The sequence below is a fragment of the uncultured Tateyamaria sp. genome, assembly GCF_947503385.1.
Classification (GTDB): Bacteria; Pseudomonadota; Alphaproteobacteria; order Rhodobacterales; family Rhodobacteraceae; genus Tateyamaria.
On record NZ_CANNDO010000003.1, the window covers coordinates 90,811 to 110,572 of the forward strand.

The 19,762-nt window shown below is 62.2% G+C and carries 24 protein-coding genes; 20 read left to right on the forward strand and 4 right to left on the reverse strand.

Annotated features, from left to right (window positions below; translation table 11 throughout):
- The first annotated feature begins 166 nt into the window (after positions 1 to 166).
- The 19 genes from Q1A85_RS11545 (at position 167) to Q1A85_RS11635 (ending at position 15,766) form a co-directional block, all read left to right on the forward strand.
- Positions 167 to 442: a hypothetical protein gene (locus Q1A85_RS11545; RefSeq protein ID WP_299688971.1), complete on the forward strand. Its 276-nt coding sequence runs from the start codon at positions 167 to 169 to the stop codon at positions 440 to 442.
- Positions 443 to 494: 52 nt separating this feature from the next.
- Entirely contained in the window at positions 495 to 812 is a 318-nt protein-coding gene (locus Q1A85_RS11550; RefSeq protein WP_299688973.1) for a hypothetical protein, read from the forward strand.
- 101 nt (positions 813 to 913) lie between these two features.
- Positions 914 to 1,174, forward strand: a complete 261-nt coding sequence (locus tag Q1A85_RS11555) for a hypothetical protein (protein WP_299688975.1) — start codon at positions 914 to 916, stop codon at positions 1,172 to 1,174.
- A gap of 78 nt (positions 1,175 to 1,252) precedes the next feature.
- On the forward strand, positions 1,253 to 2,095 hold the full coding sequence (locus Q1A85_RS11560; protein WP_299688977.1) for an adenylate/guanylate cyclase domain-containing protein: 843 nt from the start codon (positions 1,253 to 1,255) through the stop codon (positions 2,093 to 2,095).
- Between the two features lie 169 nt (positions 2,096 to 2,264).
- Entirely contained in the window at positions 2,265 to 3,458 is a 1,194-nt protein-coding gene (sucC, locus tag Q1A85_RS11565; protein WP_299688979.1) for an ADP-forming succinate--CoA ligase subunit beta, read from the forward strand.
- The gene (locus Q1A85_RS11570) at positions 3,455 to 3,904 is read left to right on the forward strand and encodes a hypothetical protein (protein WP_299688982.1); all 450 of its coding nucleotides are present in this window, start codon (positions 3,455 to 3,457) and stop codon (positions 3,902 to 3,904) included. The genes sucC and Q1A85_RS11570 overlap by 4 nt, the downstream gene beginning before the upstream one ends.
- The gene (locus tag Q1A85_RS11575) at positions 3,905 to 4,621 is read left to right on the forward strand and encodes a lipoprotein (RefSeq protein WP_299688984.1); all 717 of its coding nucleotides are present in this window, start codon (positions 3,905 to 3,907) and stop codon (positions 4,619 to 4,621) included. It abuts the gene before it with no gap.
- A 34-nt stretch (positions 4,622 to 4,655) separates the two neighbouring features.
- The gene (locus Q1A85_RS11580; protein WP_299688986.1) at positions 4,656 to 5,171 is read left to right on the forward strand and encodes a hypothetical protein; all 516 of its coding nucleotides are present in this window, start codon (positions 4,656 to 4,658) and stop codon (positions 5,169 to 5,171) included.
- Positions 5,168 to 5,986 (forward strand): glycosyltransferase family 25 protein, encoded by an 819-nt coding sequence (locus tag Q1A85_RS11585; protein WP_299688988.1) that lies wholly within the window; start codon positions 5,168 to 5,170, stop codon positions 5,984 to 5,986. The genes Q1A85_RS11580 and Q1A85_RS11585 overlap by 4 nt, the downstream gene beginning before the upstream one ends.
- 12 nt (positions 5,987 to 5,998) lie before the next feature.
- The gene (gene sucD / locus Q1A85_RS11590) at positions 5,999 to 6,883 is read left to right on the forward strand and encodes a succinate--CoA ligase subunit alpha (protein WP_299688990.1); all 885 of its coding nucleotides are present in this window, start codon (positions 5,999 to 6,001) and stop codon (positions 6,881 to 6,883) included.
- A 126-nt stretch (positions 6,884 to 7,009) separates the two neighbouring features.
- A complete protein-coding gene (locus Q1A85_RS11595) occupies positions 7,010 to 7,615 on the forward strand; it encodes a hypothetical protein (RefSeq protein WP_299688992.1) in 606 nt (201 codons plus the stop codon).
- A gap of 3 nt (positions 7,616 to 7,618) precedes the next feature.
- Positions 7,619 to 10,576: a 2-oxoglutarate dehydrogenase E1 component gene (locus Q1A85_RS11600; protein ID WP_299688994.1), complete on the forward strand. Its 2,958-nt coding sequence runs from the start codon at positions 7,619 to 7,621 to the stop codon at positions 10,574 to 10,576.
- Positions 10,577 to 10,580: 4 nt separating this feature from the next.
- A complete protein-coding gene (odhB, locus tag Q1A85_RS11605) occupies positions 10,581 to 12,089 on the forward strand; it encodes a 2-oxoglutarate dehydrogenase complex dihydrolipoyllysine-residue succinyltransferase (protein WP_299688996.1) in 1,509 nt (502 codons plus the stop codon).
- A 4-nt stretch (positions 12,090 to 12,093) separates the two neighbouring features.
- Positions 12,094 to 12,450, forward strand: a complete 357-nt coding sequence (locus Q1A85_RS11610; protein WP_299688998.1) for a VOC family protein — start codon at positions 12,094 to 12,096, stop codon at positions 12,448 to 12,450.
- Positions 12,447 to 12,839 carry an MAPEG family protein gene (locus tag Q1A85_RS11615; protein ID WP_299689000.1) on the forward strand — a complete coding sequence of 131 codons (393 nt, stop codon included), beginning with the start codon at positions 12,447 to 12,449 and terminating at the stop codon, positions 12,837 to 12,839. The genes Q1A85_RS11610 and Q1A85_RS11615 overlap by 4 nt, the downstream gene beginning before the upstream one ends.
- Positions 12,836 to 13,219: a hypothetical protein gene (locus Q1A85_RS11620; RefSeq protein WP_299689001.1), complete on the forward strand. Its 384-nt coding sequence runs from the start codon at positions 12,836 to 12,838 to the stop codon at positions 13,217 to 13,219. Before Q1A85_RS11615 ends, Q1A85_RS11620 begins: the two co-directional genes overlap by 4 nt.
- Positions 13,216 to 13,614: an MAPEG family protein gene (locus Q1A85_RS11625; RefSeq protein WP_299689003.1), complete on the forward strand. Its 399-nt coding sequence runs from the start codon at positions 13,216 to 13,218 to the stop codon at positions 13,612 to 13,614. Before Q1A85_RS11620 ends, Q1A85_RS11625 begins: the two co-directional genes overlap by 4 nt.
- 74 nt (positions 13,615 to 13,688) lie before the next feature.
- On the forward strand, positions 13,689 to 15,077 hold the full coding sequence (gene lpdA / locus Q1A85_RS11630) for a dihydrolipoyl dehydrogenase (RefSeq protein ID WP_299689005.1): 1,389 nt from the start codon (positions 13,689 to 13,691) through the stop codon (positions 15,075 to 15,077).
- 188 nt (positions 15,078 to 15,265) lie between these two features.
- A complete protein-coding gene (locus Q1A85_RS11635; RefSeq protein ID WP_299689007.1) occupies positions 15,266 to 15,766 on the forward strand; it encodes a fasciclin domain-containing protein in 501 nt (166 codons plus the stop codon).
- A gap of 70 nt (positions 15,767 to 15,836) precedes the next feature.
- Here Q1A85_RS11635 and Q1A85_RS11640 read toward each other — a convergent pair whose 3' ends face one another.
- The 4 genes from Q1A85_RS11640 to Q1A85_RS11655 are packed head-to-tail and all read right to left on the reverse strand — an operon-like array spanning position 15,837 to position 18,736.
- Positions 15,837 to 16,439 carry a pyridoxamine 5'-phosphate oxidase family protein gene (locus tag Q1A85_RS11640; RefSeq protein WP_299689009.1) on the reverse strand — a complete coding sequence of 201 codons (603 nt, stop codon included), beginning with the start codon at positions 16,437 to 16,439 and terminating at the stop codon, positions 15,837 to 15,839.
- Positions 16,426 to 17,157 carry a lysophospholipid acyltransferase family protein gene (locus Q1A85_RS11645; protein WP_299689011.1) on the reverse strand — a complete coding sequence of 244 codons (732 nt, stop codon included), beginning with the start codon at positions 17,155 to 17,157 and terminating at the stop codon, positions 16,426 to 16,428. Before Q1A85_RS11645 ends, Q1A85_RS11640 begins: the two co-directional genes overlap by 14 nt.
- Positions 17,157 to 18,062 (reverse strand): FtsX-like permease family protein, encoded by a 906-nt coding sequence (locus Q1A85_RS11650; protein WP_299689014.1) that lies wholly within the window; start codon positions 18,060 to 18,062, stop codon positions 17,157 to 17,159. Before Q1A85_RS11650 ends, Q1A85_RS11645 begins: the two co-directional genes overlap by 1 nt.
- Positions 18,059 to 18,736, reverse strand: coding sequence for an ATP-binding cassette domain-containing protein (locus Q1A85_RS11655; protein ID WP_299690179.1), 678 nt, complete (start codon positions 18,734 to 18,736; stop codon positions 18,059 to 18,061). Before Q1A85_RS11655 ends, Q1A85_RS11650 begins: the two co-directional genes overlap by 4 nt.
- Positions 18,737 to 18,879: 143 nt before the next feature.
- On the opposite strand from Q1A85_RS11655, the gene Q1A85_RS11660 reads away from it, so the two are divergent.
- Positions 18,880 to 19,758 carry a zinc-ribbon domain-containing protein gene (locus Q1A85_RS11660; RefSeq protein ID WP_299689016.1) on the forward strand — a complete coding sequence of 293 codons (879 nt, stop codon included), beginning with the start codon at positions 18,880 to 18,882 and terminating at the stop codon, positions 19,756 to 19,758.
- The last annotated feature ends 4 nt before the right edge of the window (positions 19,759 to 19,762 follow it).

Here is a 19,762-nt window from a genome sequence, read left to right on the forward strand (position 1 = left end):
CCTAGAAAGCAGGGTCCTCGACCAACACAACGCGTTTGTAAAAACCTGTGTGGCGTGGATCGAGACAGGCGTGGTGCGGGCGGTACCGTCGTCTTATGTACAGTCCGGTCGCAAGGCCACTTTCAGGATGCCAAACCCCGACGGCGCACATGGATGGAGCGCCGAAATGGCGTTTGATACGCGCCGCAAAAAGCGCGAATGCAAGTTGCGCATCAACGGAGCGATCCGCGACCGTGCACAGTTCGACAGCATCATGGCCCGGCTCGTCAAACAGGTGGCATCATCCGGTCGCACCAAACCAACGGGTTTGATCGAAAAGCGCGGGCGCAGGTTTCCTGCGTTTCAAATTGGCACAGATATCTACCGCTACTCGGTCTCTTCGGGTGGCAAAAACTTTGAAACCACAGCGTATTTTATATACGAGCGCAGTTCTGCGCCTTGAGCAATGACCCAAGACACCACGATTGTTCTGGTATCCTGCACGTCCTGAGCTCTTGGATCAGACGCTGGCGAGCCTCGCGGCGCGCGACCTCAGTGCCGTGCGCAATATCATCGTGATCGAATACAGCGACCATCCCGGCATTGCCGAGGTCGTCGCAAGACGTCTGGCATCCGTGCCGCATCCGTTCTGCAACATACGGAAACAGCTGGGTCAGATCGCCTCGATTGATCGCGCGTACAGTCATGTGGAGACGCCTTACATCTACCATTGCGAGGATGATTGGCTGTTTCCCACGTCGCTGTTCATTGAGGAAAGTCGCGCCGTCCTTGAGGCGCGCGCGGACGTTCATGCGGTGATGCTGCGCGCATAGTCCAAAGCAACGGACGCTCAGAACCACGCGGCGCCGTCCGAGATTGCGGGCGTGCCCCTGCGCATTGCCGACCCCAAGGCGCACCGGCGCTGGGGCAGTTTTTGTTCAATCCCGGCTTGCGCCGCACCAGTGACTACTCTGCCCGTGCCCCCTACGCGCAAATCGGGCCGGAGCGCGACCTGAGCCATTATCACAAGCTGCGCGGCTTTCGCCTAGTCTATCTTGAGGCGGGCGACGTGACACATATCGGCTTTGAACCCACGGTGAAAACGGACGAAATCCGCCGCAAAAAGGCGCGTGGATTCCTGTTCAAATCCCTGTGGCACAGGCTGCAGTTCGCATGGTTTCGCCGATACGGATAGGCGGACGATTGAAACCGGTACAGAATTTTCCGCGATTGGCCTGTCGCCGCGCCGCCAGACTGCCCATATAGTCGCCATATGCCACAGACCCGCCCCATTGAGCGAAAGCTGACCACGATCCTTGCTGCGGATGCTGCCAATTACTCTGGCCGTATGCACACCGACGAAGAGGGCACCGTGCGCGCGCTGCGCGCTGCGCGGGCGGTAATTGATGCGTCTATCACCGGGCGCGGTGGCCGGATCGCGAACACATCGGGCGACGGTCTGATTGCAGAATTTCCGTCAGTCGTGGACGCGGTGTCCTGCGCGGTGAACATCCAGACCGTGTTGAATGACACGCCCGACCATCTGTCCTTTCGGTTGGGCGTGCATCTGGGCGACGTGATTGTCGAAGGGCAAGACCTGTTGGGAGACGGTGTAAACCTTGCTGCGCGCCTACAGGAAATGGCGGACGTGGGCGGCATCCTGATTTCGCAACAGGTCTATGATCAGGTGCGCCGAAAACTCGGGCCGGTCGAATTTCGCCCGCTTGGCCCGGCCACCCCAAAGCATTTGCAGGACGAAGTGGGCGTCTATGCGGTTGTGGCCCCCGGCATCGTGGCACCGCGTCTGCCGGACAATCTGGGCCCAAAGGTCCATATTCCCCCACCCCCACCGCCGGTCCTCGAGGATGGTGCGCCCACACCCTCCCCCGAGGAGGTGCCACCGCAAATCGCAGAGATGCGCCGCAAGTTTCGCAAGGACGGCAGGCGGTTGGGCGCAGCGATCGGTGCAATAGTTCTGGTAGAGATCATATTTGATCTCAGCCCGGTCCTTACGGTTGTGCCGACCGTCGCGCTTGCATGGATTCTCTTTAGCCGGTGGCGCAAGCTGAAGGCCGCGGAAGCCACCGAAGTGCAGGAAGAGTCGCAGCCGGGCTGACGTGATTCGATCCTTGTCTGAAATTTTGTGATCACACTTTTTCAACGTGTGATCACAAATCCGGAAATTCCGCCGATTTCCCCGCCCTGCGACATCTTACCCGTTTACCTGACCTTCAGCATCGGTCGAATAGGCAGGAACCTGCACCACCAAACGGGACCGATTTGTCATGAACATCCACGAATACCAGGCCAAAGCCCTTCTGCGCAGCTACGGGGCTCCGGTCTCGGACGGGCGCGTTGTTTTGCGGGCCGAAGACGCAAAGACAGCAGCGGGCGCGCTGGATGGCCCGTTGTGGGTGGTCAAGGCGCAGATCCACGCCGGTGGTCGCGGCAAGGGCACCTTCAAAGAAGCGGACGCAGGCGAAAAGGGCGGCGTGCGCCTCACCAAATCGGTTGAGGAAGCCTCCGAAGAAGCCAAAAAGATGTTGGGCCGTACTTTGGTCACGCATCAGACCGGCCCGGCGGGCAAGCAAGTGAACCGCATCTATATCGAGGACGGTTCGGGCATCGAGACCGAGATGTATCTGGCCCTGCTCGTTGACCGTGTAACCAGCCGCGTGTCCTTTGTCTGTTCGACCGAAGGCGGCATGGACATCGAAGAGGTGGCCGCAGAGACGCCCGAGAAGATCCTGAGCTTTTCCGTCGATCCCGCGACGGGGTATCAGGCATATCACGGTCGGCGCATCGCCTTCATGCTGGGTCTGGAAGGCAAACAGGTGAAGCAATGCGTGGGCCTCATGGGCCTGCTCTACAAGGCGTTCATCGAAAAAGACATGGAAATGCTTGAGATCAATCCGCTGATCGTCACCGACAGCGGCGATCTCAAGGTGCTGGATGCCAAGGTCAGCTTTGACGGCAACGCAATTTACCGCCACGCCGACATCAACGAACTGCGCGACGAGACCGAGGAAGACCCCAAGGAACTCGCCGCCTCTAAATACGACCTGAACTATATCGCACTGGATGGCGAGATTGGCTGCATGGTCAACGGTGCCGGTCTGGCCATGGCGACAATGGACATCATCAAGCTCTATGGGGCCGAGCCTGCCAACTTTCTTGACGTGGGTGGCGGCGCCACCAAGGAAAAGGTGACCGAGGCGTTCAAGATCATCACCTCCGATCCCAACGTCAAAGGCATCCTCGTCAACATCTTTGGCGGCATCATGCGCTGCGACGTGATCGCCGAAGGCGTGGTCGCCGCGGTCAAGGAAGTGGGCCTGCAAGTGCCGCTTGTGGTGCGTCTTGAGGGGACGAACGTGCAGCAGGGCAAGGACATCATCAACAATTCCGGCCTCGACGTCATCGCCGCTGATGACCTCAAGGACGGCGCTCAAAAGATCGTGCAGGCCGTCAAGGGATGATCCGCCGCGCGCGGCATATTGGAGCGGTGGCGCTGGCGTTGCTGGCTCTGACCGCCTGCGATGACGGGGCCGGTCCGGCCCCAAACGCGCCGGAGCCGATTTTCCGCTCTGCCAGTGCCGAACCGGGGTCAGCCAACACTCCGGTGCGCTTTGCCCGTACTGTGCTGCAAACAGCCTGCATCGACACGCAACCCGATTTTCAGGGCGCGACGCGCGCTTTGGCCCGCGCCGGTGGTTTTGCCCAAAGTGCCAAGACGGGCACATTTTTCCACCAGCGCTATGACATGTCGGTCAAGGTCGTGCCGGGCCGCTGTTCGATGGTCGTCGGCACGTCTGGTGCGCGCGACAGTCTTGCGCAACTGGGCACGCTTAACAGCGTGCAAACCGGTGTGCCGCGCGTGTTTGGTGGACGATCCTATTATGCATTCTTTGTATCGGGGGCCTGAATGAAACAAATTATACTTGCTCTGGGCATCGTGGTGGCATTGGCCGCCTGCGAAAGCCCGATCTCGCGAGCGACCGGCCCGACAGGCCCTGAATTGCCGCCCCTTGGCCTCGCTGCGACCGCCATATGGCTCGAAGACCGCGAAGCGCTCACCAGCCAAAGTGCGGAACGTGCAGCCGAAATTCGGGCAGCACAGCAGAACGCGGCCCGTCGTCAGGCCGTGGTGCAGCCCGCATCTCAACCGGCGGCACAACCGCTGTCGGCTCAGCCGGTCCCGACCGGCACAATTGCGCTTGCGGCGCGCGCCTTTGCAGACGCCTGTGTGGCCAGCCTGCCCACGATGCAGAATGTGCGCGCGCAGGCCCGCAGCGCGAATGAACGGTATTTCGGCACAAAACCAGAGGAGTCGTCGCGGACTTTGCTGGGCGGACAGGGCGCGCAAGGTGATGTGGCGCTGTCGGTCTTTATTCAGGCGGGCCGTGGGCGCGACATCAATCAATGCAGTGTCGGTGCGCGGCGGCAGGATGCGTCCGCGCTTGCGCAGGCCTTGGTGGCGACACTGGGGGCTGCGGGTTACGGCCTGACACCGGTTGCAGATGCTGACGCACAGCGCGCATGGCAGATTGACGGTGCAGCGCCCGGCACCATCCTGCGGGTCAACAGCCGCCGCAATTTCCTTGGCCAGATCGTGACAGGGGCGTGGATCTCATGGCGTTGATGCACAGCACATCCGGAGCGCGGAGCCCACAATAATGAAACCGTTCGCCCGGCATATCTGTCTGATCGCTGGCGTGATCTGTGCCTGCGGCTTTGCCGTGAGCGCGCAGGTCGGGCCTGTGCATCCGGGCATTAAGGCGTTTACCAGCTATTGCTTTAAGGCGGGTCAGACGGCGGCTGTCGCACGCGCCAACATGGAACGGAATGCCGGCGCACCCTTGCCGTTTGAACTGACCTTCTGGGACAAATCGCTTGAACCCGCACCGGGAACTCCCGCCCATTCCGAACGCCGGTGCGAGGTGGCCTTTGCAGGCGACCAAGCGGGCGCCGCAGTGGATGCCGTGCAAGCCAAGATGGCGATGCCCCCCGTCTTCGGTACGCCCCTGCCCTTGCCTGCCCCCTTTGCCGCCACACCCGGCACCGCCTATATCGAAGCGCGCGAATTGCTCCGCCGTCGGGTCGCCGTGGTCCATATCGGGGTGCGCGGCGACACTGCCGAAACCTTTCTGCGCGTAGACCGCCTGCCTGCGGGCGAGGGGTTCGGGTCATGAGTGTCTATGTCGAGGTCATCAATCTCGCCCGCGCCACCGAACGCCGCGCGCATATGCAGACCGAGTTGGAGCGCGCGGGCATCGACGCCGCCTTCCCCCCCGCCTTCGACATGAAGGAACATCCGCCCGAAGTGATGTTGCACCATTGCAAGGAAAACGGCCCATGGGGCACGTTTCAGCCGGGCAACATGGCCTGCACCATCAGCCACGAAATGGCGTGGGACCGGTTCATGGCCTCGGACGCGGATTATGCCGTGATCCTTGAAGACGACGTTTTTGTCTCTCCTGACTTGGCCGCGTGGCTGCGGGACATGTCGTGGTGGCCCGCAGATGCGCAACTCGTCAAGATCGAGCGCTGGAACGGGCGCAACACCAAGGTGCTGCTGGCAAAGGATGGGCCACGCCACCTCGGCCGCGAGCTGCGGCGGCTGTTTGGCCGCCACGTCGGGTCCGCCGGTTACATCCTGAACCGCGAGGGGGCGCAGCGAATGCTGGCGCATCGACCCTTTGCAGTGTCGATCGACAATTACCTGTTCAACCGCAACGCCTCTCCTGCGGCGCGCAGCGTGGTGACCTATCAGATCAGCCCGGCGCTGGTGCAGCAGGGCAATGAACCCGACGGCGTCGAACCCAGCCTCAACCACCGCAAGCGCCCCGAAGGCTGGGCGCTGACCGTGCAAAAGCTCAAGCGCGGCTGGCGCGAGGTGTCGTATCCGCTGTCGACCTATTTCAAATTCTTCACCGGTCAGATCGTTCTGACCCCCGTCCCCTATGCCGCCCACGCGGGCGCGCCCACCCAAACTTCCGAGACGTAAAAAGGACCTGTCATGGCCGTACTCATCGATGAAAACACCAAAGTGATCTGCCAGGGCCTGACAGGGTCGCAAGGCACGTTCCACACCGAACAGGCCATCGACTATGGCACCAAAATGGTCGGCGGCGTAACACCCGGCAAGGGTGGGCAAACGCATCTGGACCTGCCTGTGTTCAACTCGGTCCACGAGGCGATGGAGCGGACGGACGCCAATGCGTCTGTGATCTACGTGCCGCCCCCCTTTGCCGCCGACTCGATCCTCGAAGCGATTGACGCCGAAATGCCTCTGATCGTCTGCATCACCGAAGGCATCCCGGTGCTGGACATGATGAAAGTGCAGCGCGCGCTGGAAAACTCGTCTTCGCGGCTGATCGGCCCCAACTGCCCCGGCGTGATCACGCCCGACGCCTGCAAGATCGGCATCATGCCCGGCCACATCCATAAACGCGGATCGGTGGGTGTTGTCAGCCGCTCCGGCACGCTGACCTATGAGGCGGTGAAGCAGACCACGGATATGGGCCTCGGCCAGTCGTCGGCTGTGGGCATCGGCGGCGACCCGATCAAGGGGACCGAACATATCGACGTGCTTGAGATGTTCCTCGCCGATCCCGAAACGGAAAGCATCATCATGATTGGTGAGATCGGCGGCAGCGCCGAAGAAGACGCCGCCCAGTTCCTCGCGGATGAGAAGAAAGCAGGCCGCTGGAAACCCACAGCCGGTTTCATCGCGGGCCGCACCGCCCCTCCGGGCCGCCGCATGGGCCACGCGGGCGCGATTGTTGCGGGCGGCAAAGGCGGCGCCGAAGACAAGATCGAAGCAATGCGCGCCGCTGGCATCGTGGTGGCCGACAGCCCTGCGACGCTGGGTGAGGCCGTGATGGAGGCGATTAAGGGCTGAATGTCTGCTCGGGTTTCATACACACCGCGGTCCGTTTTGGGTTCCAAGTTGGGGGCTTTGCCCGGCTTGAGCGCGTGGACTACGTGTATTCGCCGGGCATTCACAGCGGTTTCCCTGATTGCAGCATTGATCTTGCCTGCCGCAGCAGCAGCCAACGCTGAGCTTTCTGAGGTGATTGTACACTGTACCGACCCGAAAGCTGAGGCAGCTTCGATAACTGAAAGTCTAAGCGCTGCCGGCTGGACGACCGTAGTGCCGGACGACTTTGAACGGGCCGCACGGCATCTGGGCGACGGTGGCTTTCTATTGACCCAGACTGTGGAGGAACCGCAGGCCCTAATGCAGTTGAGGGAAGCGGAGTTCCGGAAAGCGCTGTCACGGGTCAAGCGCAAGACCTCGGATTACTTCTACTCTGCGACCTTGCAATCCGCTGATCTGGCTACGGTCGTGAACGTCCATTGGAAACGGCAGGGAAATCGCTTGCAATGCAGCGCAGCGACCGCCGACCGAACGGGCATCGAAGAGCTTGGAGCACACATTGCGTCCCTGACATCAAAGGGCCGGGCCAGCGATACGGGTCCAAGCCTGCACTACGTTGCTGCAACCGGCAAGGATGACCCGCTGCGGGTTTGGCTATCCGCAGTGAAAGATGAAACCACGGCTGTTTTTTCGGCGGCGCCGCTTTTGGCGACGGTTGGCCTGTTCGCCGAATACTTTCCCAGGAGAGATTGAACCATGACCGACCAATCCCCCAACGACCAGTTCCATGCCTCGTCCTTCATGCAGGGGCACAATGCGGAATACCTCGAACAGATGTATGCCCGCTATGCCAACGATCCCAATGCGGTGGACGAAAGCTGGCAGGCGTTTTTCCGAGCGATGGGCGATGACGAGGTTAGCGTCAAACGCGAGGCTGAAGGCCCGTCCTGGGCGCGGGCCGATTGGCCGCCGCAGCCCGGCGATGATCTGACCGCGGCACTCACCGGCGAATGGGCACCGGAGCCCGAGGCAAAGGCGGCGGGCGACAAGATCAAAGCCAAGGCCGCCGAAGCAGGCGTGAGTGTCAGTGACGATCAGATCAAGCGCGCCGTACTGGACAGCATCCGCGCCCTGATGATCATCCGCGCCTACCGCATCCGGGGGCACCTCGTGGCGGATCTGGACCCGCTGGGAATGCGTGACCAGACCCCGCACCCGGAACTGGACCCGAAATCCTATGGCTTTACCGAAGCCGACATGGACAGGCCGATCTTCATCGACAATGTGCTGGGCTTGCAGGTCGCCTCGATGCGCGAAATCCTCGCGATCGTGAATCGGACCTATTGCGGCACCTTCGCGCTGCAATACATGCACATCTCCAACCCCGAAGAAGCCGGTTGGCTCAAGGAGCGGATTGAGGGCTTTGGCAAGGAAGTTGCCTTTACCCGCGAAGGGCGCAAGGCGATCCTGAACAAGATGGTCGAAGCCGAGGGTTTTGAGAAGTTCCTGCACGTTAAGTACATGGGCACCAAGCGGTTCGGCCTTGATGGCGGCGAAAGCCTGATCCCTGCGATGGAACAGATCATCAAACGCGGCGGCGCGCTGGGTCTTAGGGACATCGTCATCGGGATGCCGCACCGGGGCCGTCTGAGCGTTTTGGCCAACGTGATGGCCAAACCTTACAAGGCGATTTTCAATGAATTTCAGGGGGGCAGCTTCAAGCCCGAAGACGTGGATGGTTCGGGCGATGTCAAATATCACCTCGGCGCTTCGTCAGACCGCGAGTTTGACGGAAACGAAGTACACCTGTCGCTGACTGCGAACCCCAGCCACCTCGAAGCGGTGAACCCTGTTGTGCTGGGCAAGGTGCGGGCCAAGCAGGATCAGTTGAACGACCACGACCGGACAACCGTGATGCCGATCCTGTTGCACGGCGATGCGGCCTTTGCCGGGCAGGGCGTGGTCGCGGAATGCTTTGCGCTGTCTGGTCTCAAGGGGCACAAAACGGGCGGCACGATGCATATCGTGGTCAACAACCAGATCGGGTTTACGACAGCGCCGCATTTTTCCCGCTCCTCCCCCTACCCCACCGACAACGCGCTGGTGGTCGAAGCGCCGATTTTCCACGTGAACGGAGATGACCCGGAGGCTGTGGTCCATGCCGCCAAAGTGGCAACCGAGTTCCGCCAGAAATTCCACAAGGACGTGGTCATCGACATCATCTGTTACCGCCGCTTTGGCCATAACGAGGGCGACGAGCCCATGTTCACCAACCCGGTGATGTACAAGAAAATCAAGTCGCACAAGACAACGCTGACCCTTTACACCGAACGTCTGGTGCGGGACGGACTGATCCCCGAGGGCGAGATCGAGGACATGAAAGCGGCCTTTCAGGCCCGCATGAACGACGAATTCGAAGCCGGGAAGGATTACAAACCGAACAAGGCCGACTGGCTGGACGGCAAGTGGTCACATCTCGACAAGAACGGTGAAGAATATGAGCGCGGCAAGACCGCGATTGCCGAGGAAACGCTGGAACAGGTGGGCGTCGCGCTGACATCGGTGCCCGAAGGGTTCCCGCTCCACAAAACGGTGGGCCGGTTGCTGGACGCGCGCCGGGCGATGTTCGACAACGGTGCGGGGTTTGACTGGGCCACCGGTGAGGCGCTGGCCTTTGGTTCGTTGCTGACCGAAGGATATCCGGTGCGGCTGGCCGGGCAGGATTCCACCCGTGGGACATTCTCGCAACGCCATTCTGGTCTCGTGAACCAAGAGACCGAGGAACGTTATTACCCGCTGAACGCGATCCGGCAGGGTCAGGCCCAGTACGAAGTGATCGATTCGATGTTGAGCGAATATGCGGTGCTCGGCTTCGAATACGGCTATTCGCTGGCTGAACCCAACGCGCTGACCCTGTGGGAGGCGCAGTTCGGCGATTTTGCCAACGGCGCGCAGATCATGTTCGATCAGTTCATCAGTTCGGGCGAGTCGAAATGGCTGCGGATGTCGGGCCTCGTCGTCCTCCTGCCCCATGGCTTTGAGGGCCAGGGGCCGGAGCACTCCTCGGCCCGACTGGAGCGCTTTCTTCAAATGTGCGGTCAGGACAACTGGATCGTCGCCAACTGCACGACGCCGGCGAACTACTTCCACATCTTGCGCCGCCAGATCCACCGTGATTTCCGCAAGCCGCTGATCCTGATGACGCCCAAATCGTTGTTGCGTCACAAACTGGCGGTGTCCAAGGCCGAAGAGTTCACCAATGGGTCGTCCTTCCACCGCGTGCTGTGGGACGATGCCGAGCATGGCAATTCGGACACCAAGTTGGTCGCCGACAAAAAGATCAAGCGCGTCGTGATGTGTTCCGGCAAAGTCTATTACGACCTGCTCGAAGAACGCGATGCGCGCGGGATCGACGACATCTATCTGATGCGCATCGAACAATTCTACCCGTTCCCCGCAATCTCCCTCGTCAAAGAGCTGGAGCGCTTTAAGGGGGCCGAGATGGTCTGGTGTCAGGAAGAGCCCAAAAATCAGGGCGGCTGGACCTTTATCGAACCGAATATCGAATGGGTGCTGAGCCGCATCAAGGCCAAGCACACACGGCCCCTCTATGTGGGCCGCGCCACATCCGCCTCGCCCGCCACGGGTCTGGCGAGCCAACACAAAGCCCAACAAGCAGCCCTCGTGAACGACGCGCTGACCATCGAAGGATAAGACCATGACCACCGAAGTTCGCGTACCCACCCTGGGCGAAAGCGTCACCGAAGCCACCGTCGCCACCTGGTTCAAAAAGCCGGGTGATGCTGTAGCTGTGGATGAAATGCTGTGTGAGTTGGAAACCGACAAGGTCACGGTCGAGGTGCCTTCGCCCGTTGCCGGAACACTGGGTGATATCGTCGCCGCCGAGGGCGAGACCGTGGGCGTCGATGCCCTGCTGGCGACCATCGCCGAAGGTGGCGAAGCCGCCGCTGCCCCTGCCGAAAAGGCCGCGCCTGCGGCACCAGAGGCGGCCCCGGCAGGTGACAGCGTTGACGTGATGGTGCCGACACTTGGCGAGAGCGTGACCGAGGCCACGGTCAGCACATGGTTCAAGGCCGTGGGCGACGCCGTCGCGCAGGACGAGATGCTGTGCGAGTTGGAAACCGACAAGGTCAGCGTCGAAGTGCCCGCCCCCGCCGCCGGTGTTCTGGCCGAGATCACGGCCCCCGAAGGCACCACGGTGGATGCCAGCGCCAAGCTTGCGGTGATCTCATCCTCCGGCGCGGCCCCCGTGGCCAAACCAGACGAAGCGGCCCCCGCGGCGGCCGCCGCTCCGGCCAGCGGTGGACGCACCGATATCTCCAACGCGCCATCTGCCGAAAAAGCGATGGCCGAAGCCGGGTTGTCGGCCGATCAGGTCACTGGCACGGGCCGCGACGGACGCATCATGAAAGATGACGTAGCCAAGGCTGTGGCCGCTGCCGCCAGCGCACCGGCCCCTGCCGCCGCTGCCGCAGCGCCCCGCGCCCCGGTCCCCGCAGATGACGCCGCCCGCGAAGAACGGGTCAAGATGACCCGCCTGCGCCAGACCATCGCCAAACGCCTCAAGGACAGCCAGAACACCGCGGCGATGCTCACCACCTATAACGAGGTGGACATGAGCGCCGTGATGGCTCTGCGCAATGAATACAAGGATCTGTTCCTCAAGAAACACGGGATCAAACTGGGTTTCATGTCCTTCTTCACCAAGGCGTGCTGCCACGCCCTAAAAGAAGTGCCGGAGGTAAACGCCGAAATTGACGGCACCGACATCGTCTACAAAAACTTCGTCCACATGGGCATCGCCGCAGGCACACCCACGGGCCTCGTCGTGCCAGTCATCCGCGATGCGGATGGCATGAGTTTCGCCGCAATCGAGGCGGCGATTGCCGAAAAGGGCGCGCGCGCGCGTGACGGCAAATTGTCCATGGCAGAGATGCAGGGCGGCACGTTCACCATCTCCAACGGAGGCGTCTACGGTTCGCTCATGTCGTCGCCCATCCTGAACCCACCGCAATCCGGTATCCTCGGTATGCACAAGATTCAGGACCGCGCCATGGTCGTGAACGGCGAGATCGTGGTGCGCCCGATGATGTATCTCGCGCTCAGCTACGATCACCGCATCGTGGACGGCAAAGGCGCTGTGACCTTCCTTGTCCGCGTCAAAGAAGCCCTGGAAGATCCGCGGCGGTTGTTGATGGATTTGTGATCCCATGTCCCTGCACCTCGCCCTCTTGAAAGTCCCGGTGACCGATCTGGCCACATCCGTGCCCTTCTACGCAGCGCTGTTGGGACAAGAGGCTGATTTTGTCGCCGAAGAGTACGGCTGGGCGCAGTTCGGCGCGCCCGCGCCGGGTCTCGCGCTTTATGTGCCGGGCAAGGGCGGTGGTGACAGGGCGTCGGGCGGGTCACTGGATTTCCACCTCTCCGCCCCGGATTTGGACGGCGTGCGCAACCGCATCGCGGCGCTGGTCACGGCGCAAATCCACGAAAATGCCGACGGAACCCGCAGCCTCGAATGCGAGGACCCCAGCGGAAATGGCCTCAAAATCATGGAAGGGCCTGCATGACACCCGAACTCACCTACCTGACCTATGCCGTTATCCTGCTGATCGCCCATGCGATCCTACAGGCGACGTTTTCCGACTTGTCCAAAGGCCTCGGCTGGGCGCTTGGCCCGCAGGATGAACACCGGGACCAGAACCTTGTCGCAGGGCGCATCCAGCGCGCGCTCAAGAACTACCTCGAAACGCTTCCCGCCTTTATGGCCCTCGCCCTGATGCTCAAGGTGACTGACCTTGGCTCCGCCACCACCGCAACCGGTGCAGCGCTGTGGTTCTGGGCGCGCGTCGCCTACATTCCCGCCTACGCCTCTGGCGTGCCGATGGTGCGTTCGGTTGCGTGGTTTGCCTCGCTTGGCGGTCTTGTCCTCATGATCCTGCCGCTGCTGGGCGCATGAGCCCGGCGCGCACCCTTTACTGGATGACGACCGCGGCGGCGTCTATTGCCGCGGCGTTTGCGCTTTATGACTTCGTCATCTTCAACCTGCCTCGCATGGTGGCAGAGTTGCAGGACGGCCTGCCGGGCCTCTTTCGGATCTCCCCGGCACTCGCCTTGCCCATCGCCATTGCACTGGCGCTATGGCTACGCGCAACGGCGGCGCTCTGGCTCTTTGTCGTTCACGTGCTGGCCTACAGACTGCACTATATCCTCGGTGCCGACCCTTTCGAAGGTCAAGCTCTGACGCTCGCAGGTGTCTTGCGCCACCCGGTCACACTCGCGGCCCAAACTGCGGTCCTCGTCATTCTCGTTCACAAGGGGGAGCTGGGCCGCCCATGACGCCGGAACTGACCGCCCTCACCCTCGCCGCCCTTCTGCAGGTGATACAGTTCGTGCTGATGTCCGTGCCGGCAAATCTCGAACTGGGTCAGGGCCGCACCCTCGGCACCCGCGACAAGGGCGGGCTGGAAGAACAATTAAGCCCGCGCACCGCACGGCTTTATCGCGCTTTGGGCAACCATTTCGAAGGGTTGATCCTCTTTACCATCGCCTGCGTCGTGATCACCCTGTCGGACCAGTCCTCTGCCGTGACGACCACCTGCGCCTTCATCTACCTCGCCGCACGCATTCTCTACGTACCGGCCTATGCCTTTGGCTGGGTGCCATGGCGCAGTTACATCTGGATGGTGGGCTTTTCCGCCACGGTCATCATGCTGGTGGCAGCATTGATATGACCTTCTTCTCTTTCCAAATACTCCGGGGTCCGGGGCAGCGCCCCGGTTCCAACCTCATAAAAAGGACCTGACCCATGGCATCTTACGACCTCATCGTGATCGGCTCCGGCCCGGGCGGCTATGTCTGCGCGATCCGTGCGGCACAAAACGGCCTCAAGGTGGCCGTGGTTGAGGGGCGCGAGACCCTTGGCGGCACCTGCCTGAACATCGGCTGCATCCCATCAAAGGCACTGCTGCACGCCTCGCACATGCTGCATGAGGCCGAGCATAATTTCGCCACCATGGGTCTCAAGGGCAAGGCACCGTCGGTCGACTGGAAGCAGATGCAGACCTACAAGATGGACACGATTGGCCAAAACACTTCCGGCATCGAATTCCTGTTCAAGAAGAACAAGGTGGACTGGATCAAAGGGTGGGCATCCGTTCCTGCGACGGGCAAGGTCAAAGTGGGCGACGACGTCCATGACGCCAAAAACATCGTGATCGCGACCGGCTCCGAGCCGTCCTCGCTGCCGGGCGTTGAGGTGGATGAAAAGGTTGTCGTGACCTCCACCGGCGCGCTTGAGCTGGGCAAGGTCCCGCGCCGAATGGTGGTGATCGGCGCGGGTGTGATCGGGCTGGAACTGGGGTCTGTCTATGCCCGTCTGGGCGCAGAGGTTGAGGTGATTGAATTCCTCGACGCGATTACACCCGGCATGGACGCCGAAGTGCAAAAGCAGTTCAAAAAGATCCTGACCAAACAGGGGCTGACCTTTACCATGGGGGCCGCCGTCCAAAAGGTTGAGGCGACCAAGACAAAGGCCAAGGTCCACTACAAGCTGCGCAAGGATGACAGCGACCACGTGGCAGATGCCGACGTGGTGCTGGTCGCCACCGGGCGCAAGCCCTACACGGACGGTCTGGGTCTGGATGCACTGGGCATTGAGATGTCGGAGCGTGGCCAGATCAAGGTGGACGCCCACTGGCAGACCAACGTCAAAGGCATCTACGCCATTGGCGACGTGATCGACGGGCCGATGCTCGCACATAAGGCCGAAGATGAGGGCGTCGCCGCCGCCGATGTGGTCGCGGGCAAACATGGGCACGTGAACTACGGTGTGATCCCCGGCGTGATCTACACGCATCCGGAGGTCGCCAATGTGGGCGAGACGGAACAGAGCCTCAAGGACGCGGGTCGCGCGTTCAAGGCGGGCAAGTTCAGTTTCATGGGCAACGGACGGGCCAAAGCGAATTTTGCCGCAGACGGCTTTGTCAAAATCCTCGTCGACGCCGAAACCGATCGCATTCTGGGCGCGCATATCATCGGCCCCGGTGCTGGCGATCTGATCCACGAGGTCTGCGTGGCGATGGAGTTTGGCGCCTCGGCCGAGGATCTGGCAATGACTTGCCACGCCCACCCGACCTATTCCGAGGCGGTGCGCGAAGCTGCCCTGGCCTGCGGTCAAGGTGCCATACACATGTAATCTTGCGTCCCTTCGGACGCTTCCGCACGGCATGGCGGGCGGGAAACCGCCCGCCAGCGGCCCCCGTGCTGGAACTTTCCTGCCCACCGCTACGTTTGTCCGTACGCAACCGCGTGCAGGCCCTTTCAATGTGATCTGCATGTGGCATTGCTGAACCCACATTCGGACGCATTTCAAAGGATCACATCATGGACCGTCGCAATACGTTGAAACTCATTGGCGGTGGCGCCGCTCTTGTCGCACTGGGCGCGTGCGCGCAGCCTGCGGGTGACGACATCGTCGATATCGCTGCTGGCAACCCCAACTTCTCCACGCTGGTCGCCGCCGTACAGGCCGCGGGCCTCGTGGACACGCTCAAGGGGCCCGGCCCGTTCACCGTCTTTGCACCGACCAACGACGCCTTTGCCGCACTGCCCGCGGGCACGGTCGACAGCCTGTTGCTGCCTGAAAACAAGGATCAACTGGTCAGCATCCTGACCTATCACGTGGTGCCGGGCCAGATCACCGCCGGGGACGTACTGGGCACGCGCCAGCAGGTCACAACGGTTCAGGGCGGCACGCTGGACGTGAATGGCCAAGTGGGCAAGGTCGGCACGGGCGTGAAAGTGAACAACGCCAACGTGATCCAGCCGGATATTTTTGCCTCGAACGGTGTAATCCACGCCATTGACGCGGTCCTGCTGCCCTAATCCATCACAACTGCGCGGTGCCGGAACACAGCCTTGATGTCCGGCCCGCCCTCTGCATCAGATGGCAGATCTACCACATGGATTTGGCGGCGCGTGCAGGCCACGCGGCGTCATATTCCGCTCCGCCTTCCTCGCCCGAAGACACCTCGGACAAAATTTCGCCCGGTGTTGGCAAACCATCGGAATCGTCGCGGGACCACAGCCCCGCGCGCATCACGGCGCGGGCGCATTGGGTATAAACCTCGGAGATGCGGATCACGATGACGGTTGCAGGTTGGCGGCCCTTACGTTCGAACCGGGCGCGCAAATCGGCATCCGCTGTCAACCGGGCAAGGCCGTTTATGCGCACCACCGTGTTTGATCCCGGCACCATGAACATCAGCGACACACGCCCGTCAGAGACGATATTGCGCAACGAATCCAAGCGGTTGTTGCCGCGCCAGTCCGGCATGGCCAAGGTGCGCGGATCAAGCTCGGTCACGACCGGGCGGTCGTCTCCGCGCGGGCTGCCATCGGTGCCGCCCGTGCCCACGGTCGTCAGCACCGCAAACCGGGCGGCCATGATCCATTTGCGGTAAAGCGGCGTCAGATGGTCCGCCACCTTGCGCAATGACGGTTGGCCGGGTGTGCCGTATAGCGCCTCAAGCGCCGCGATGTCTTCAATGTACTCCATGCGGATCGTACCCCAATTCGCGCATCAGCGCGTCAGATCTTGTTTCGACAACGTCCTCTAGATGCGCCAGAAACGCTTCACGTTCCATGCCCGGTTCGATAGCGGGCAAGAATTCCACCACAGCCAGACCCGGTGTCCGTCGCAGTCCCGTCCGCGGCCAAAGCACGCCCACATTGGTGGCCACCGGCACGCAAGGCTGGCCCAACTGCTCGTAGAGCACGGCGGTGCCAACCTTGTAAGGCGCTTTGACCCCCGGTGCGACGCGGGTCCCCTGACTGTAGATGATAAGCTGACCCGGATTGGCGCGCCCGGCCTCTACGTCCTCAACCATCTTGGCGATGGCGGCACCCCGCTTGCCACGATCCACCGGGACACATTCCAGCCGTTTGGCATACAGGCCGATGATCGGCGTCCACAGGATCGACCGTTTCATGATGAATTTGGCCGACGGCAGCGCGGTAAAGATCATCATGATATCAAGGAAGGATTGGTGTTTTGCGGCAATCAGCACCTCGCCCTGCGGCACCTCTCCGCGCACTTCGGCGCGGATGCCCACCCACCACCGCATCGTCCAGAACACATAGCGGCTGTAGCTTTTGCAGGCGGCGCGGGCGCCGTGGCGGCTGATGATGGCGTAAGGCGCAAAGACAAGGCCGATGACCAGCATCATGACGTAGATTTGTCCGACAAAGGTGGTCGAACGGATCAGTTGCAGCATCAGGTCAACCCTCCGAGTGCGCGGCGCGCAGCGGTGTTGGTCGCCAGCAAGGCGACAAGACCGGCCACCAGCGGCACCATCAGCGGCACCAGCCAGCCCGCCCCACGAAACCCGATACCGGTCAAAAGGCCCGGCGCATCCGCGCTGCCTGTGGGCATCAGCCACACAGCAAGCAGCCCGACGATCACACCCACCGCCGACCCGGACAGGGCGCGCAGGGTAAACCGCCGGACAAATGCGTTGGCGATATAGCTGTCAGTGGCCCCGACAAGGCGCAACACCGCAATAACCTGCGCATTTGCAGCCAGCGCCGCGTTCGCGGCGAGCGTCACCATGGCAGCAACCGCAGCCACGATCAGCAGCGCCACCACCCAGCCCAAAACACGCAGCCGACTTGCCGCAGACACGAGCGGCGCGCGCCAGCGCCCGTGATCATCAAGAACGGCACCCGGCACTTCGGCTGCCAGCCGCAGACTGAGGCCCGTGGGGTCAAATCCGCTTTCGGTCTTCGTCTCGATCAGGCGCGGCACGGGCAGCGTGTCAAGCGGCAGATCAGCCCCGAACCACGGGGCCAGAAGCGCCGCCTGTTCCGCATCCGTCAGCGCACGCGCCTCCGCCACACCCGGCGTGGTTTCAAGAACGGCCAAAGCCGCCGCGGTCTGTTCGGCGCGTTGGTCCGCCGGGGCGACAATACGCAGGGTCGCGGTGTGGGCAAGCTCTGCACCCCATCGTTCCGCCAGCCGTCCCGCCGCAAGCGACAGCGCCAGCGCAAAGACGGCCAAAAACGCCATTGCTCCGGCGGCAAACAGGGTCAGTTGTGCTGTGTACCCCGATGGCGGCACCACCCTGTCGGCCTGCCGGTCACCCGCCAGCAACGCGCGCAACTGCGCAAGATCCAGCTTCATAGATCCGCCCCCGCAAGTTGCACACGCCGGTTGGCAATGCGCAGAACGCGCGCCTGCACCTGCGCTTTGGCGGCGCGGATCAGGCTGAGGTCATGTGTCGCGATCAGCACCGTTTTTCCCATGCGGTTCAGTTCCACAAGCAGGGTCAGTAGGCGCTGTGACATGTCCCAATCCACGTTGCCCGTAGGCTCGTCCGCCAGCACCACCTCCGGTGACATGATGACAGCCCGCGCCAGCGCCGCGCGCTGGCGTTCGCCCCCCGACAACTCGGGCGGCAGAGCCGCGGCACGATCTTGCAAACCCACCCAGCCCATCAATTCGTTCAGATCACTGCCCCCCGCTTCGGCGTGGCGTCCCGACACGGTCAGCGGCAGCGCGATATTGTCGGCCACCGGCAGATGGTCGAGGAATTGTACGTCCTGATGCACCACACCGATCCGGCGGCGGATCAGCGCAACGTCGTCGCGATTGAGTCCCCGCACATCGGCCTCGAACAGGCGCACATGCCCTGCCGTCGGCAACAATGCGCCGTAACACAGCTTGAGCAACGTCGTCTTGCCCGCCCCTGACGGCCCGGTCAAAAAATGGAACGACCCCGGCGCCAATTTGACGGAGATATCCGACAAAAGCTCACCCCCGCCGTAGCTGTAGGCTACATTTTCCAGCTCGATCACGCCTGTCCCCTCGTTCTTGCCCCTGTTGTGCCCCAGCATCAGGCGCGTTTCAATCTGATTGCCTGCCGCGCGCTTGGGCAGTTCCCGCTTTTCTGCGCGCGCGTTGAGCCATATGGTTGCCAAAAAGAGGGTTGGGGCGAGCGATGCGGTTAATCTGTCCAAATTGCGATGCGCAATATGAGGTGGTCGACGACGTTATTCCGGCCGAAGGCCGTGATGTACAATGTTCCAATTGTGGCCAGACGTGGTTCCAGCATCATCCCGACCATGCGCCCGCCGAAGAGGCCCCTGCCGACCTGCCCCCCGACCTTGCCGATCCTGAGGACGATCCAGTCGAGGACGAGGAACGGACAGACGCCGTGCCACCCCCACCCCCTGCGCCAGCGCCCGATTTGGACCCCGAGCCGGAACCGGCTCCCCCGCCGCCACCCGCACCCGAGCCGCAACAGCGCATCATTGACCCCGACGTCGCAGGCATTCTGCGCGAAGAGGCCGAGCGCGAAGCGCAGGCGCGCGCCGGTGCCGGGATTGAGACGCAGCCCGATCTGGGCCTTGATTCCGCCGAAAGCGAGGGCGACCGGCGTGCCCGCCAAGCGCGTGAGCGTATGGCCCGGCTGCGCGGTGAAACACCGCCCGTGGATCCGGTCGAGGCCACAGAAGCGGTGGCAACCGCCGCCGCCGTTGGATCGCGACGCGAGTTGCTGCCCGATATCGAAGAGATCAATTCAACACTGCGCTCCTCGGGCGAGCGCGAGCAGCGCATGGCCGAACCCAGCCCAGACACCGCCGAACAGACGCCGAAACGCGGCGGGTTCCGGCGCGGGTTTTTGCTGATGGTTTTTGTCGCTGCGTTTCTCGCCGCGCTTTACATCTTTGCGCCGCAGATCGCGCAGGCAGTGCCGCAGGCTGACCCGTATCTAAGCGCTTATGTGGCGCAAGTGGATGTTGCGCGGTCATGGCTAGACGGGCAGGTACAGCAACTCCTGTTGATGCTGGACGCCGCCGCGATCCAAAGCGAATGACGCT

What these genes read in the sequence shown, in the direction of transcription:
- Q1A85_RS11585 (WP_299688988.1), top strand. Translation starts at nt 5,168, where the DNA reads ATGAGTGTCTATGTCGAGGTCATCAATCTCGCCCGCGCCACCGAACGC.
- sucC (WP_299688979.1), top strand. Translation starts at nt 2,265, where the DNA reads ATGAACATCCACGAATACCAGGCCAAAGCCCTTCTGCGCAGCTACGGG.
- odhB (WP_299688996.1), top strand. Translation starts at nt 10,581, where the DNA reads ATGACCACCGAAGTTCGCGTACCCACCCTGGGCGAAAGCGTCACCGAA.
- Q1A85_RS11580 (WP_299688986.1), top strand. Translation starts at nt 4,656, where the DNA reads ATGAAACCGTTCGCCCGGCATATCTGTCTGATCGCTGGCGTGATCTGT.
- Q1A85_RS11570 (WP_299688982.1), top strand. Translation starts at nt 3,455, where the DNA reads ATGATCCGCCGCGCGCGGCATATTGGAGCGGTGGCGCTGGCGTTGCTG.
- Q1A85_RS11650 (WP_299689014.1), bottom strand. Translation starts at nt 18,062, where the DNA reads ATGAAGCTGGATCTTGCGCAGTTGCGCGCGTTGCTGGCGGGTGACCGG.
- Q1A85_RS11615 (WP_299689000.1), top strand. Translation starts at nt 12,447, where the DNA reads ATGACACCCGAACTCACCTACCTGACCTATGCCGTTATCCTGCTGATC.
- Q1A85_RS11600 (WP_299688994.1), top strand. Translation starts at nt 7,619, where the DNA reads ATGACCGACCAATCCCCCAACGACCAGTTCCATGCCTCGTCCTTCATG.
- Q1A85_RS11610 (WP_299688998.1), top strand. Translation starts at nt 12,094, where the DNA reads ATGTCCCTGCACCTCGCCCTCTTGAAAGTCCCGGTGACCGATCTGGCC.
- Q1A85_RS11640 (WP_299689009.1), bottom strand. Translation starts at nt 16,439, where the DNA reads ATGGAGTACATTGAAGACATCGCGGCGCTTGAGGCGCTATACGGCACA.
- sucD (WP_299688990.1), top strand. Translation starts at nt 5,999, where the DNA reads ATGGCCGTACTCATCGATGAAAACACCAAAGTGATCTGCCAGGGCCTG.
- Q1A85_RS11545 (WP_299688971.1), top strand. Translation starts at nt 167, where the DNA reads ATGGCGTTTGATACGCGCCGCAAAAAGCGCGAATGCAAGTTGCGCATC.
- Q1A85_RS11560 (WP_299688977.1), top strand. Translation starts at nt 1,253, where the DNA reads ATGCCACAGACCCGCCCCATTGAGCGAAAGCTGACCACGATCCTTGCT.
- Q1A85_RS11620 (WP_299689001.1), top strand. Translation starts at nt 12,836, where the DNA reads ATGAGCCCGGCGCGCACCCTTTACTGGATGACGACCGCGGCGGCGTCT.
- Q1A85_RS11625 (WP_299689003.1), top strand. Translation starts at nt 13,216, where the DNA reads ATGACGCCGGAACTGACCGCCCTCACCCTCGCCGCCCTTCTGCAGGTG.
- Q1A85_RS11575 (WP_299688984.1), top strand. Translation starts at nt 3,905, where the DNA reads ATGAAACAAATTATACTTGCTCTGGGCATCGTGGTGGCATTGGCCGCC.
- Q1A85_RS11645 (WP_299689011.1), bottom strand. Translation starts at nt 17,157, where the DNA reads ATGCTGCAACTGATCCGTTCGACCACCTTTGTCGGACAAATCTACGTC.
- lpdA (WP_299689005.1), top strand. Translation starts at nt 13,689, where the DNA reads ATGGCATCTTACGACCTCATCGTGATCGGCTCCGGCCCGGGCGGCTAT.
- Q1A85_RS11635 (WP_299689007.1), top strand. Translation starts at nt 15,266, where the DNA reads ATGGACCGTCGCAATACGTTGAAACTCATTGGCGGTGGCGCCGCTCTT.
- Q1A85_RS11660 (WP_299689016.1), top strand. Translation starts at nt 18,880, where the DNA reads ATGCGGTTAATCTGTCCAAATTGCGATGCGCAATATGAGGTGGTCGAC.